General features: G+C 68.4%; 16 protein-coding genes. 13 read left to right on the top strand and 3 right to left on the bottom strand.

The genetic code is table 11. The features are described 5' to 3' along the window. Nucleotides 1-14: 14 nt before the first annotated feature. The gene (locus IE302_RS29735) at nt 15-1010 is read right to left on the bottom strand and encodes a Rieske (2Fe-2S) protein (RefSeq protein ID WP_191257812.1); all 996 of its coding nucleotides are present in this window, start codon (nt 1008-1010) and stop codon (nt 15-17) included. Between the two features lie 209 nt (nt 1011-1219). Between IE302_RS29735 and IE302_RS29730 the strand changes: the two genes are divergently transcribed. The 7 genes from IE302_RS29730 to IE302_RS29700 are packed head-to-tail and all read left to right on the top strand — an operon-like array spanning nt 1220 to nt 7688. Beyond that, nucleotides 1220-2320, top strand: a complete 1101-nt coding sequence (locus IE302_RS29730) for a polyprenyl synthetase family protein (protein ID WP_191257723.1) — start codon at nt 1220-1222, stop codon at nt 2318-2320. Then, a complete protein-coding gene (crtI, locus tag IE302_RS29725) occupies nt 2317-3834 on the top strand; it encodes a phytoene desaturase family protein (protein ID WP_191257722.1) in 1518 nt (505 codons plus the stop codon). Before IE302_RS29730 ends, crtI begins: the two co-directional genes overlap by 4 nt. Beyond that, entirely contained in the window at nt 3831-4787 is a 957-nt protein-coding gene (locus tag IE302_RS29720) for a phytoene/squalene synthase family protein (protein ID WP_191257721.1), read from the top strand. The genes crtI and IE302_RS29720 overlap by 4 nt, the downstream gene beginning before the upstream one ends. Beyond that, nucleotides 4788-5129: a lycopene cyclase domain-containing protein gene (locus IE302_RS29715; RefSeq protein ID WP_191257720.1), complete on the top strand. Its 342-nt coding sequence runs from the start codon at nt 4788-4790 to the stop codon at nt 5127-5129. It begins immediately after the preceding gene. Beyond that, nucleotides 5126-5446: a lycopene cyclase domain-containing protein gene (locus IE302_RS29710; protein WP_191257719.1), complete on the top strand. Its 321-nt coding sequence runs from the start codon at nt 5126-5128 to the stop codon at nt 5444-5446. The genes IE302_RS29715 and IE302_RS29710 overlap by 4 nt, the downstream gene beginning before the upstream one ends. A 5-nt stretch (nt 5447-5451) precedes the next feature. After that, nucleotides 5452-6150, top strand: a complete 699-nt coding sequence (locus tag IE302_RS29705) for a class I SAM-dependent methyltransferase (protein WP_191257811.1) — start codon at nt 5452-5454, stop codon at nt 6148-6150. Then, the gene (locus IE302_RS29700) at nt 6147-7688 is read left to right on the top strand and encodes an FAD-dependent oxidoreductase (RefSeq protein ID WP_191257718.1); all 1542 of its coding nucleotides are present in this window, start codon (nt 6147-6149) and stop codon (nt 7686-7688) included. Before IE302_RS29705 ends, IE302_RS29700 begins: the two co-directional genes overlap by 4 nt. Nucleotides 7689-7707: 19 nt before the next feature. Here IE302_RS29700 and IE302_RS29695 read toward each other — a convergent pair whose 3' ends face one another. After that, nucleotides 7708-8715 (bottom strand): YihY/virulence factor BrkB family protein, encoded by a 1008-nt coding sequence (locus tag IE302_RS29695; RefSeq protein ID WP_191257717.1) that lies wholly within the window; start codon nt 8713-8715, stop codon nt 7708-7710. 12 nt (nt 8716-8727) lie between these two features. On the opposite strand from IE302_RS29695, the gene IE302_RS29690 reads away from it, so the two are divergent. From IE302_RS29690 to IE302_RS29670, 6 genes are all read left to right on the top strand, one after another. Then, complete coding sequence (locus IE302_RS29690; RefSeq protein WP_229908007.1) at nt 8728-9120, top strand: hypothetical protein; 393 nt, start codon at nt 8728-8730, stop codon at nt 9118-9120. A 374-nt stretch (nt 9121-9494) separates the two neighbouring features. Further along, entirely contained in the window at nt 9495-10115 is a 621-nt protein-coding gene (locus tag IE302_RS29685; protein ID WP_229908006.1) for an ANTAR domain-containing protein, read from the top strand. Continuing rightward, complete coding sequence (locus tag IE302_RS29680) at nt 10112-10840, top strand: GAF and ANTAR domain-containing protein (protein ID WP_191257716.1); 729 nt, start codon at nt 10112-10114, stop codon at nt 10838-10840. The genes IE302_RS29685 and IE302_RS29680 overlap by 4 nt, the downstream gene beginning before the upstream one ends. Nucleotides 10841-11062: 222 nt before the next feature. Further along, on the top strand, nt 11063-11515 hold the full coding sequence (locus IE302_RS42855) for a hypothetical protein (RefSeq protein WP_229908005.1): 453 nt from the start codon (nt 11063-11065) through the stop codon (nt 11513-11515). Continuing rightward, entirely contained in the window at nt 11512-11865 is a 354-nt protein-coding gene (locus IE302_RS42850; protein WP_229908004.1) for an ANTAR domain-containing protein, read from the top strand. The genes IE302_RS42855 and IE302_RS42850 overlap by 4 nt, the downstream gene beginning before the upstream one ends. Before the next feature lie 130 nt (nt 11866-11995). Then, the gene (locus IE302_RS29670; RefSeq protein ID WP_191257715.1) at nt 11996-12256 is read left to right on the top strand and encodes a hypothetical protein; all 261 of its coding nucleotides are present in this window, start codon (nt 11996-11998) and stop codon (nt 12254-12256) included. A gap of 7 nt (nt 12257-12263) precedes the next feature. Here the strand turns inward: IE302_RS29670 and IE302_RS29665 are convergent, their stop codons facing one another. Continuing rightward, nucleotides 12264-12989, bottom strand: a complete 726-nt coding sequence (locus IE302_RS29665) for a GAF domain-containing protein (protein WP_229908003.1) — start codon at nt 12987-12989, stop codon at nt 12264-12266. Nucleotides 12990-13025: the final 36 nt, after the last annotated feature.

The following is a 13025-nucleotide window of genomic DNA, read 5'->3' as shown; positions in this document are numbered from 1 at the left end:
CGGCACGCAGGCCCTCAGCTTCGACCGGTTCTCAACGCATAACGACGTTCGGCGTAGGCGAGGTCGTCCCGCCAGAGCCGGGCCGACGCTCGGCGCATGAGGGGGCGCAGGGCCGGAGCGATCCTGGTGGCCGCAGCGAAACCAGGCCTTTCGGAAGTGGCGATGGTCGCTTCGATCACGGCGGTACGCGGGTGACCGTCGGGGCCCGCCCCGAGTGGGGTCGCGTGGGTTTCGACCACGCTGCCGACACCCTCGCCATCGACGATCGTCATGACCACCGTCCGCGGCTCGGGGCAGGTGAACTCGGCGATCACCGGGACACCCAGCTTGCCCGCGAGCCGGAAGGTCACCTCGACGACGAACCGGTCGTCGGCTTCGGTCACGTCATTTCCTTGCGGGGCTGACAGAACGCGGAGCCGGGTGAAGGAGTACGGGTGGAACCAGGCGCCGTGCCAGGGATCGAGCCGGTTGGCGACGACGTCCAGTGGCTCGCAGACGCCGGTCAAGGTCGCGACGGCGTCGACCACTGTCTCGCCGCCGGGTCGCGACGGCACGACAGGTTTCTCCGTGGGTGTCTCGCCGCCTAACCGATCGAGCCGTACCCAGACAAGGACGCCGTCGTCGTAGGACGGCAAGGGTGACCAGCCCGGGCGCTCGGGACCGATCCGCATTCCGTGCCAGCGGCAGACCAGCTCTCCACAATGGACGCGGGCTTGATCCAGCGGAGCGCCCAGATGCGGGCACGCGCCGGTTCCGACGACCACCGCCCCGCCCTGATCGCGCCAACCGACCAGTTCACGGTCCCCCACCCGGAAACCGAACGGCTTGTCCCGGCTGATCTCCCGGCTCGCCCCCGCGACGAACCAGTTGCCCGCCGTCCGTGCGTCGGCACGTTTGACAGCAGCATCGATGAGAGCCGGGGAACAGTCCTGAAAAGTGGGTTCCTGCCTGGCCCAGGCGGGTTCCTTGAAGGGCTGGACCGGCCAGGTAGACGGCCATGCCCGGAGCATTCGACGCCTGAAGTCCACTGTGGCTCTCCCGCTCGACGACAACGTCCACTAAAACCATCCTCAGGCCGATGAAGCGATCCCGCAACGCTTCGACAGCGAGAAGAGTGATCACAGGATTGACATCCGGCCGACTGGGTACCCGCCGATGAAGAGGTATGGATCATGAGCCGGTTGTGAATCGTATTTCAGTGAGCAGGAGGTCCAGTCGGATGACGTCGGCGTTGACCAAGGAGGCGGCGCCTCCGGGCGCGGCGTCCATTCCGTTGCTGGAGGGGCTGGGCGAGCGCTGCCTGGCCGAAGCGCACGCGTTCGTCCACGATCGGGCGACGGAGTGCTTCTCCGGCCGTCGCGAAGGCGAACTCGCGGAATCCATCCTTCCCGAATTCGCGAGTGGCGGGAAATGTCTTCGCCCGATGTTCGCCTACGTGGGCTGGAGGTGCGGCGCCCCGGACTCGGACGCCGCAGTGCGGGCAGCGGCGTGTCTGGAACTGCTGCACTGTTTCGCGCTCGCACAGGACGACGTCATGGACGGCTCGCAGCTACGGCGCGGTCGGCCTTCCCTGCACGTCCGCTTCGGTCGGTGGCACAGCGAAAAAGACTGGAGCGGTTCCGCCCGCCGCTTCGGCGAGGCCGCGGCCACGTTGTCCGGCGACCTCTTCCTGGTCTGGTCCGAGCGGATGCTCCGCGAATCCGGACTGGACGAAGAAGCACTGGCGCGGGGCTGGCCACGGTATGACCTGATGCGCGAAGAACTCGCCGTCGGCCAGCTCGCCGACCTGGTGAACGACGCACGGACACTGCCCGGCTGGGACACCCTGCTCGACGTTCTGCGCCGCAAATCCGGCAACTACACCGTGCGCAGGCCGCTGGAGTTCGGGGCAGCCCTGGCGGGCTGCGGACCCGACGTACTCGTCTCCCTCGCCGAATACGGCAGCCTGGTCGGCGAGGCGTTCCAGTTCCGGGACGACCTGCTGGGCGTCTTCGGCGATCCAGCGGTCACCGGAAAACCTTCCGGGGACGACCTCCGTGAACGCAAGGCGTCCAGCGTCGTCGTCCTCGCCGCCGAGCGGGCCGACCGGCGGCAGCGCGCGGAACTCGACGAACTGCTCGCCCTGTCCGAAGTGGACGACGAAGCCGTTTCCCGATGGCGCGACCTCATCGAGGCCACGGGCGCCCACGAACGTCTCGGCGAGCTCATCCGGGAACGAGCCGACAAAGCACTCGCCGCGATCGATCCGGCGGTGTTCCCCGCCCCGGCGGCGGACGCACTCGCCACACTCGCCACCCGGTGCACGGAGCGGGACCAGTGAAAACCGTACCCGGCCGGACGGACCGGATCGTCGTGGTCGGTGCGGGACTGTCAGGGCTCGCGGCGGCGCTGCACCTGGCAGGCCGGGGCCGCGAGGTCGTCGTCCTCGAACGGGATCCGGTTCCCGGCGGCCGCGCGGGGCGGATCGAGCGGAAGGGCTACCGGCTCGACACCGGGCCGACCGTGCTCACCATGCCCTCGATCCTGCGGGACACCTTCGGCGCCGTCGGAGCGGAGCTGTCGGACGAGTTGCCACTGACGCGGTTGGATCCGGCATACGTCGCGCGATTCGCGGACGGCAGCGTACTTCCCGTGCACACCGACGCCACCGCGATGACGGACGCGGTGCGGGAATTCGCCGGTCCCGCCGAGGCGGCCGGATACGTCCGGCTTCGCGAGTGGCTGACCCGCCTCTACCGCACCGAGTTCCGCCGCTTCATCGACTCGAACATCGACTCCCCCTTGGGCATGCTCCGCCCGGATCTCGCCCGGCTGGCGGCGCTGGGCGGTTTCCGGCGGCTGGAACCCAAGATCGGCACATTCCTGTCCGACGAGCGGCTCAAACGCGTGTTCACTTTCCAAGCGCTCTACGCGGGCGAGTCACCGATGCGAGCACTGGCCCTCTACGCCGTCATCTCCTACATGGACACCGTCGGCGGCGTCTACTTCCCGCCCGGCGGCGTCGCGGCACTCCCCCAGGCACTCGCCCGGGTCGCCGCCGCGAACGGCGTCACGTTCCATTATGGCGACGCCGTGCGGACACTCGAACGCCAAGGCCACCGCGTCAGCGCGGTCCGCACGACCTCGGGCGCACGCCATCCGTGCGACGCAGTCGTCCTGACCACCGAACTACCCGAAAGTCACCGCCTCCTCGGCCGGGCACCGAAACGCGTGATTCCGCTGCGACCCGCGCCATCGGCCCTGGTCGTGCACACCGGCGGCCCCGGCGGGAAACCGGACGGCGGGCACCACACGATCTCGTTCGGGCGGGCATGGCGCTCGACCTTCGACGAACTGATCACCGGCGGCCGCCGCATGACCGACCCCTCGCTGCTGATCACCCGGCCCACCGCGACCGATCCCGGTCTCGCGCCGGCCGGCCGTCAGCTCTACTCGATCCTCGCGCCGGTTCCGAACCTCCACCGCGGTCCGCTGGACTGGGCGGCCGAAGCGGGACCGTATGCCGAGGAGATCCTTGCCGTGGCACGAGAGCGTTTGTCGTTGAGCTTCGAACCCGAGTTCACGGAAGTCATCAGCCCCGCCGACTGGGCCGCCCGTGGCCTGGTCGCGGGAACTCCCTTCAGCTACGCGCACTCCTTCGGCCAGACCGGACCGTTCCGGCCCAAGAACCTCCCACGGGGAACGGAGAACGTCGTCCTCGCGGGAGGCGCGACGGTACCGGGCGTCGGGGTGCCGACCGTGCTGATCTCCGGCAGGCTCGCCGCCGACCGCGTCACCGGGGTGACCGGCCACCGCGCCCGCGTACTCGACCTGGCGGCGGAGGCAAGCCGATGACCGAACGCGAACTCGACGCCGCCGGGATCCACGAACCCGCTCTGCGTACCGCCTACACCTGGTGTCGCGGCGTCAACGCCCGGCACGGCCGCACCTATTTCCTGGCGACCCGGATGCTGGCCCCGGTGCAGCGGCCCGCCGTCCACGCGCTCTACGGTTTCGCTCGCTGGCTGGACGACATCGTCGACGAGCCCGACTCCGGAGCCACGCCTCGCTCGCTGGCACAGCGACTGTCCGAAGTGGAAGAACGCTTCCTCGCCGATCTGGCCGAGGGCGCCAGCGACGACCCACTGCTGACCGCCGTCATCGACACGGCGTCGAGATACGAACTGGAGGATCGGCTCTTCCGCGCCTTCTTCTCCTCGATGCGGATGGACCTGCACGTGACCGATTACGCGACCCGGGCCGACCTCGACGTCTACATGCACGGCTCGGCGGAAGTGATCGGCCTCCAGATGCTGCCCATCCTCGGAGCGGTCTCGCCGCGGGCGGAAGCCGCTCCCCGGGCCGCCGCGCTGGGCAAGGCTTTCCAGCTCACCAATTTCCTTCGTGACGTCGCCGAGGATTTCGAGCGCGGACGTGTCTATCTTCCCGCCGACGAGCTCGAAGAACACGGCGTCGACCGCGACCGGCTCTCCTGGTGTGCCCGCCACGGCCGCGCTGACGCACCGGTCCGGGCCGCGATCAAGGAGCAGATCGCGGTGACGCGGCGGATCTACGCCGAAGCCCGGCCGGGGATCGCGATGCTGCATCCGGTCTCCCGGCCCTGCGTGGCCACCGCGGCGACCCTGTACAGCCGCATCCTCGACCGGATCGAAGACGCCGACCACGACGTCTTCGCGGGCCGGGCGACAGTGTCCCGGCGACGACGTCTCGCGGTCGCCTGCGGCGCCTTGGCCCGGACGGGGCTGGCCCGGATCAGGCACGCCGCACCGATACCGGCGGTGAGCTGAGTGGGCAAGGCCGAATACCTCATCGTCCTGGCCGCGTGCGTGCTCGTGACCTTGCCGCTGGAGATGGCCGGTGCGCGCGTCTACCGGCGGCCGAAGCGGCTCGCCGGCGCGATACTCCCTGTCGCGGTGGTCTTCTTGATCTGGGACGCCCTGGCGATCGCCGGTGGAGTCTGGGGTTACGCGCCGGGGTTCGTCACGGGAATCCGGGCGCCGTTCTCCATCCCGCTGGAAGAAATCTTGTTCTTCGTGGTGATCCCGGTCTGCGGAGTGCTGACCTACGAGGCGGTCCAGGTCACGCTCACCGCGGTCCGGCGACGGAGCGAGAAGGTGGCCTCGCGATGATTCCCTGGGGTTACACGGTTCCGGCCGTCGCCGCGGTGGTCGTGGTGGTGGCGGTCGAACTGGTTCTGCTGAAGACCGGGCTGTTCCGCAAGCTCGCGTACTGGCTCACGATGGCGATCGTCACCGCCTTCCAGATCCCCGTCGACGGCTGGCTGACGAAGCTGTCCGCACCGATCGTGCTCTACGCCCCCGAGCACGTCACCGGCCTGCGGTTTCCCTGGGACATCCCGGTCGAGGACTTCCTGTTCGGGTTCGCCCTGGTGACCGCGGTCCTGCTGGCCTGGGAACGGTCCCGGCCGCGTGAGGAGGCTTCGTGAACGCGATGGCGAAGGACGGCCTGCCCCGTACCGCGGTCCCGTCCGCGTTCGACACCGAAGCACGCTGGTACGACCGGCTGGTCGCCGCCAACCCCGGCTACCACGAGCACCTCCGGCTCTCCGCCCGGCGGCTGGGTGTCACCGGCCCCCGCCTGCTGGACGCCGGATGCGGAACCGGGGCGTCGACGGCCGCACTGCTGTCCGTGGCCCCGGACGCGCGGATCACCGCGTTCGACGCGTCCGGCGAGATGCTGACCAGGGCCCGCGCCAAAGACTGGCCCTCTTCCGTCGAATTCGTCCACACCCCGGTCGAAGAACTGGCGGAAGTGCGCGGGCCGTTCGACGGGATCCTGGCCGCATACCTGCTCCGCAACCTCACCGATCCGACCGGGCAACTACGACGGTTACGCGGTCTGCTCCACTCAGGGGGCCGGATCGCGGTGCACGAGTACTCCGTCCAGGACTCCCGGCGAGCCCGCCGGGTCTGGAACGCCGTGTGCTCCGGTGTGATCATCCCGCTCGGGAAGATCACCACCGGCGACGCGACCCTCTACCGCCACCTCCGCCGCAGCGTGCTCGAGTTCGACGGCATCACGGCGCTTTGCCGCCGCCTCACCGACGCGGGCTTCGTGGACGTCCGCGCCGAGACCGTCCCCGGCTGGCAACGCGGCATCGTCCACACCGTGACCGGGACAGCTCCATGACACGGCCGCGGGACCCCAGGATCGTCACGCACCCGGCGTCCCCAGGGCTGATCGACGCCGCTCAGCTCGGCAGACGTCCGACCGCGGCGATCGTGGGAGCCGGTATCGCCGGGCTCACCGCGGCGACCGGACTGGCCGAACGTGGCGTCGCCGTCACCGTCTTCGAACGCGAAGACCACCTCGGCGGCCGGGTCGGCGGCTGGCGGGAACAGCTGCCCGACGGCACCCCGGTGACCATGAGCCGGGGCTTCCACGCGTTCTTCCGGCAGTACTACAACCTGCGCGCGCTGCTCAAACGCACCGACCCCCGCCTGGATCGGCTCACGCCGCTGACCGACTACCCGCTGCTCGACGCACACGGACGTGTCGACACCTTCGCGGGCCTCCCCCGCACACCTCCCTGGAACGCGGTCGCCTTCGCCTTGCGAAGCCCGACCTTCACCTGGAAGGACCTGTTGCGGCTCGACGGCCGCAACGCCCTGCCGCTGGCGACGGTCAGCGTGCCCGAGACCTACCACCTGCTCGACCGGACCGACGCCGCCTCGTTCCTCGAATCGCTCAACTTCCCCGACGCGGCAAGGCATCTCGCGTTCGAAGTGTTCTCCCGCAGCTTCTTCGCGGAACCACACGAACTGTCGGCGGCCGAACTCGCGACGATGTTCCACCTCTACTTCCTCGGCTCCAGTGAAGGGCTCCTCTTCGACGTGCCGAACGAGCCCTTCCCGCAAGCGCTGTGGGATCCGCTCGCCGGCTACCTGACCGGCCGCCGCGTCGAACTCCGCACCGGGACGAAGGTCGATCGGCTGGCCAGGACACCCACCGGCTTCACCATCGAGACCGGCGATCACAGCGAAACCTTCGACGGCGTCGTACTCGCCTGCGACATCGCCGGACTGCGCGAGATCGTCGAAGCCTCGCCCGATATCGGGACCGAGGACTGGCGGGCCGCGATCACCAGCCTGCGGATCGCGCCGCCGTTCCTGGTACGGCGGCTCTGGCTCGACCGTCCGGTCGGGACACAGCGGCCACCGTTCCTCGGCACCGGCAGCGTCCCGCCACTGGACAACATCAGCGTGCTCGACCGGTATGAGGGCGAAGCACGGCGCTGGGCCGCTCGCACCGGCGGATCGGTCGTGGAACTGCACGCCTACGCGGCGACGACGGCAACCGCGGATATCTTGGAAAAAGCCCTCGATTCCCGCCTGCACGAGATCTACCCGGAGACCCGTGACGCCCGCGTCGTCGGCGAGAACACGTTGTGGCGCCAGGACTGCCCGCTGTTCGGCGTCGGCGACTTCGAGTGGCGACCGACAGTGGAGACGCCCGAGACGGCCTTGGCGCTCGCGGGAGACGGCATCCGCGTCGACCTTCCCGTCGCCCTCATGGAACGCGCGGCCACCACGGGCTGGGTCGCGGCCAACTCACTCCTCCAGCAGTGGGGTCTCGCCGGTCACCCGATCCGTTCGGTGCCCAACCACGGCAGGATTCGCCTGGTGAACCGGCTCGATCATCGGGTACGTGCCCGCGGAATCGACTGAGAGCGTGCGTGGTATCGAGTCAGGGCTTCGTGTTGTCACCCCGCGTTTCGCTCTCGACGGCGGCGATATCGGCGGTCTCTTCCTCGCTCATCGAACTGGTGTCACGTGGCGGGAGGAACGGCTCGTCCTCGGCCGTCCGTCCCGCCGCCAACTCCCTGCCTCGCGCGAGTTCCGCGTCGAGTTCGGCTCCGAACAGAAGCGCGATATTCGAGATCCAAAGCCAGACCAGGAAGACGATCACCCCGGCAAGCGAGCCGTAGATCTTGTTGTACGAAGCGAAATTTCCTACATAGATGGCGAAGCCGGCCGTCGCTGCCGCCCACAGCAGCACGGCGAGCAGGCCACCGGGAGTCATCCAGCGGAACCCCGGTTGACGCACATTGGGACTCGCCCAGTAGAGCACCGCGAACGCCAGGACCGCCAGCATCGCGATGACCGGCCACTTCGCGATGTCCCAGACCAGGACGCCGGTCGAACCCAGCCCCACGACATCACCGAGCGCACGGGCGATGCCGCCCGTCGCGACCACCCCGATCGCGCAGAGAGCGAGAATGACGAGCAGGGCGACGGTGAGACCGAGCCGCAACGGCCACGTCTTCCACACCGGGCGGCCCTCGGGCATCGAGTAGATGACGTTGGAAGCCCGCATGAACGCGCCGATGTAGCCCGAGGCGGACCAGAGTGCCGCGAGCACACCGAGGATCGCCGCCGTACCGGCCACCCCACTCGATCGGGACAGCTCTTCGATCGCGTCGATCAGGATCTCACGTCCTTCACCGGGCACGATCCGCCCGGCGTTGTCGATCAGCGCCTGCGTGGCCGACGGCCCGAGCAGGCCGAGGATGGCGGTCAGGACCACCAGGCCGGGGAACAGCGAAAGGACGCCGTAATAGGTGAGCGCGGCAGCCCAGTCCAACTGGTTGTCGCGGACGAACTGGACGACCGTCCGCTTGAGGACGGCCCACCACGATCGCCGCGGCAGGTCGGTCGGCCCGTCGGGTTCGCCGGAGTGTCTCGATGTCACCAAGGTGACCTCCCGATGAGGATCCCTCGGTGTACCCCGCGTCGCCGGCGTGAAACAGGATCAGCGCTCGAGCGCGAAGCCGGCTCCAGATCGGGTGAATTCGGGACGCTCTCGCGATCCTCCCTGTTTTGCCGCAGGACGAATCAGGGCGCCAGTACTGGCCGTGCCGAGGAGATCGCCGCGCGGACGGTCAACAAGAACCGCGCGCAGTCCGGTGAATCTCGTTCCGCCAGCAAAAGTTCCACTCGTGACACCTCCCCGCAGAAGCGCGGCGGGAAGCGGTACGGCAACCGCGAGGGACCGGGCGGCCCGACCAAGGACCAGCTCTACAACGAGGCGAAAAAGCGCGACATCAAAGGCCGCTCCAGCATGACCAAGAAGGAACTAGAGAACGCCCTGGGCCGCTGACCTTCACAGGAGATCACTCGCGCGCCCCAGTGCTGGAAGCCATCGAGTCCTACCGCCGCGAGGGCGGCTTGGCCTTCACCCCGCCCGGCCACAAGCAGGGCCGCGGCGCCGACCCTCGCGTCCTGGAGGTGCTCGGACGTGACGCCTTTTCGCGGGGTAACGGTTCCTAGTTACCGGCCAAGTGAAGGCGTAGGGTGACTTACGCATCGTAAGTTGCCGGGATTGCGTGGAAGCAGTCATTGCAGCGGGACCTTGGACAGGGCGAGCAGGATTCGAGGCGAACGTTCCCTGTCAGCGTGCACGACATGGCCTCACCACAAGGTCACCGTATTCTCTTCGTCGGTCGTGCGCCGGGCCCCTGCCCATGGTCACGGATGCGGGACACGACTGATCGGCGGCGCATTATCCCTGCCACGGAACGAGACGCTCGGATTGCCGAGGCGGTAATCGACCTCACACACAGGGGCGACGACTTCGATGTCGTTGAACTGCTCCACGACCTGACCGGCCATGCGACCGCGCTGCTGACGGTGCAATGTGCCGGGATCACCATCATCAACGACAGGGGCCGGGTCGCTTACGCCACCGCGTCCGACGAACGCTGCCGAGAACTGGAGGAAATCCAGGTCGAGCTCGGTGAAGGTCCCTGTCTGGACAGCACCCGCAGCCGAGGCTCGCTTGGCCCCGTGGCGTTTGGAGACGACAGTCTCGGCACGGCCCGCTGGCCCAGGTTCGCACTCCATGCCCACCGAGCGGGCATCGTCGCGATCGCGGCCGTGCCGCTACGCTCCCCCGAGACCAGCGTCGGAGCACTCAACACCCGAGTGGCGATCGAACAGGCAAAAGGAGTCCTGACCGAGCGTTTCGGCATCTCCATGGACGAGGCGTTCACCAGGTTGCGTGACCACGCCAGAGCCCGGCGGATCCCGCTCAGCGACCTGGCCGTCGACGTCGCCTTGGGCCACGGACCCACCGAGCTCGAACCGACGCGATGACCACCCCGCCCGGAGCCACCGGGCCCTCACACGATCCGTTCGCCGCGCTGCTGACCGACCTGCGCCGCGCCGCCGACACCGGCCGGGATCTCTCGGCCGCGTCCCCCGCCACCGCCGCGACATTGCTCGAACTGGACGGCCTCACCCTGTGTGTCGTCACCGCCGAGGGACACCTGGAACTTCTCTGGTCCGACCCCGCCCGCCGGCGTCTCGACGACCTCGACGACCTGCAATACATCCTGGGAGAAGGTCCCAGCGCCGACGCCGCCCGCCTCGGCGAAGCGGTCATCGTCACCGACCTGACCTCAGTTCCCGCTGACCGTTGGCCGGCGTTCCAGCCCGCCGCGCTCCGGACCCCCATCCGCGCCATAATCGCCATCCCACTCATCTTCGGCGCCGGGCCACTCGGTGTGCTGACCGGCTACCGGTCTACCCCCGGCCCTTTCGCCCCTGGAACCGAGCACGAACTCGGCCGCCTCGCCGTCGTCATGCTGCAACTCCTGTTGCAAACCCCGATGGGTCCACTCGCCACCGACGACGGCAAGCATCTTGCGCTGCACCGCGCCGAGATTCACCAAGCCACCGGCATCCTCACCGTCCAACTCGGCATCCAGCCCGGGCCGGCGCTGGCGCTACTGCGCGCCTACGCCTACCGCCATGACCGTCCGCTGCTCAGCGTCGCCCGCGACATCATCGCGCATCGCATCAGGCTGTCACCTCCCTGAACCACCGGCTACCCAGACGAAGGCCCGGCCCGCCAGGACACCCCGCCGGGGGTGGTAAGGGGCGGACGGACACGCAAGATCGGCGTCGAGTCCTGCCGCCTCGCTCACATCCGCGCCCTGGCTGAGCGGCACAGCATGCCGAATAGCCACAGGCCCTGACATGATCGACATTGAACCTGTTCAGCTTTGAAGCCGCTGACAAGAAGTGTGAAGGAGACGAGGATGACCGCGCACACGCCACGTTCGCCGGCCACCGACGACATCCCCGCCGCCGCCCTGCTGCACACCCTGCTGGACCGCATCAGCGCGGACATCCCCGGCGCCCTCGGCGCCGCTGTCAGCATCACCCACCACGGGGAACCCCTTACCGTCCTGGTCACCACCGGCATCGCCGAACACGTCGCACCCGCCCAGACTCAGCTGTTCGGCGGGCCGATCCCCGACGCCGCGGCCACCGCCGAGCCCGTCCTCACCGATGATCTGTTCACCGACCCCCGATGGCCGGAACTGACTCTCGACACGATCACCTGTCAGTTCCCGTCATTGGCCTCGACCTGGGCCCGAGTTCACGGCGTAGCCGCCCTGCCCACCTACTACGACGACGGGGGGGGACTCTCCTGGTCCTCTCCGTCACCCTGGACCACCCCGGCACCAGCGAGGCTCTTCGGGTCTTGACCCGCTACGAAGCCATCGTCATCGCGACCCTCATCGTCGCCGAAGCCCACACCAGCGCGAACTCCGAGCAGATGATCGCGCTGATCCGCTCCCGCGCCGTGATCGAGCAGGCCAAAGGCGCGATCATCGCCGCTCGCCACTGCGGTCCCGACGAAGCCTGGGCCACCCTGCGCCGAACCAGCCAGCAATTCAACGTCAAAATCCGCGACCTCGCAGTCGCCCTCATCGAACACCTCAGCCACACGCCCCAGCCCACACCCGATGGCACCCCAGCCATCGTCCCCACACCAGAAGCACGCCAAGCCGCCGAACTTCTCTGGGCCGCCTTCACCATCCCCGGCGACACCTAGCTCAACTGTGAACTCGTCCGGCCCGCCAGGACGCGCGCAACAACGCGATCGGGGTGGTTTTGTGAGGCGGAATGCCGCGTGTTCCCGGTCCGCCCTGGTATCTCGCGCTCAGGTGGGGGACCGTGGTGATGTGACTTTCCCGTCGCCGGAGCCCATGGCGTGTCAAGAAGCGGCTGCCTGGAATCTGCTGGATCAGATGCGGGTGCGCGCGACGGTGAATCGCGCCGTGGGGATTCTGCAGGTTCAACGAGTGTGCGGCCGGGAGGAAGCGCGCGATCATCTGCGAGATTCGCTGGAGCAAGCCGTCTGTAGTGTCAAGGCGGCCAGGATGATCACGATTGTCAACGCCACCGCGGAAAGCCGTGCGGACCCCGATGTGCGGTGGGACTGAGAGCCGGCTAGGGCCTGGGCGACGTGATCGCGGCCGGTTCGAGGGTGCCGTTGATGAGGTCTTCGGCGACGTCCTGGATCGACCGTGTGGCCCTGCTGGTGAACACGACGATGGCCGCGCGAGCGGCTTTCGGGGTTATGTTCAGCGTCGCGGCGACGAACCCGACCGCCTGCTGCACCCGAGCACGGTCGTTGAGGGTGCCCATCGTGCGCTCGGCAAGGCGCTCGATCCGCCGCTGGTCCCGCTCCTGGGTCAGGCCGAGCACAGCGAGGTCGGCCAGTACCTGTGCCTGCCGTAGCCGCTCGTCCGTGAGCGAGACGGGTTGGGCGAAGAAGATGTTGAGCCCGCCGATCGCGTGGTCGATCAACCGCATCGGAAAGGCGTAGACCGCGTGAAAGCCCGCAGCGGTCGCTTCCGACACGAAACGCGGCCACCTTTCTTCCGCGCGGAGGTCGTCGGTGTTGACGACCTCGTTGGCGTCGATGGAGTCCACGCACGGTCCTTCGCCGAGGTGTGCCTGCAGGAACTCGCTGAATCGGACCTTGTCGTCCGATGCGTCGACCACCGCGAAACCGCCACGCGGGTCGCGGACCAATATTCCGGTGGCTTCCGCGGCAAGTACCGTCCCGCACGCCTCGGTCACGGCGCGCAGGATGGTCAACGCGCTGTGGCGGGCGGCCAGCAGCGTCGTGATACCCGCGACTTCGTCGCTGAATTGGCTGGGGGTACTCACATCGGACAGCATACGGCGGCCACATGGTCCCTGCTC

The sequence above is a fragment of the Amycolatopsis oliviviridis genome (assembly GCF_014654365.1).
Classification (GTDB): Bacteria; Actinomycetota; Actinomycetes; order Mycobacteriales; family Pseudonocardiaceae; genus Amycolatopsis; species Amycolatopsis oliviviridis.
This window is presented reverse-complemented; position numbering and strand designations above follow the sequence as displayed.

Excerpts from the sequence above, each read along its gene's own strand:
- IE302_RS29700 (WP_191257718.1), top strand. The coding sequence starts at position 6,147 with ATGACACGGCCGCGGGACCCCAGGATCGTCACGCACCCGGCGTCCCCA.
- IE302_RS29680 (WP_191257716.1), top strand. The coding sequence starts at position 10,112 with ATGACCACCCCGCCCGGAGCCACCGGGCCCTCACACGATCCGTTCGCC.
- IE302_RS29730 (WP_191257723.1), top strand. The coding sequence starts at position 1,220 with ATGACGTCGGCGTTGACCAAGGAGGCGGCGCCTCCGGGCGCGGCGTCC.
- IE302_RS42855 (WP_229908005.1), top strand. The coding sequence starts at position 11,063 with ATGACCGCGCACACGCCACGTTCGCCGGCCACCGACGACATCCCCGCC.
- IE302_RS29705 (WP_191257811.1), top strand. The coding sequence starts at position 5,452 with ATGGCGAAGGACGGCCTGCCCCGTACCGCGGTCCCGTCCGCGTTCGAC.
- IE302_RS29735 (WP_191257812.1), bottom strand. The coding sequence starts at position 1,010 with ATGCTCCGGGCATGGCCGTCTACCTGGCCGGTCCAGCCCTTCAAGGAA.
- IE302_RS29690 (WP_229908007.1), top strand. The coding sequence starts at position 8,728 with ATGAGGATCCCTCGGTGTACCCCGCGTCGCCGGCGTGAAACAGGATCA.
- IE302_RS29685 (WP_229908006.1), top strand. The coding sequence starts at position 9,495 with ATGCGGGACACGACTGATCGGCGGCGCATTATCCCTGCCACGGAACGA.
- IE302_RS29720 (WP_191257721.1), top strand. The coding sequence starts at position 3,831 with ATGACCGAACGCGAACTCGACGCCGCCGGGATCCACGAACCCGCTCTG.
- IE302_RS29710 (WP_191257719.1), top strand. The coding sequence starts at position 5,126 with ATGATTCCCTGGGGTTACACGGTTCCGGCCGTCGCCGCGGTGGTCGTG.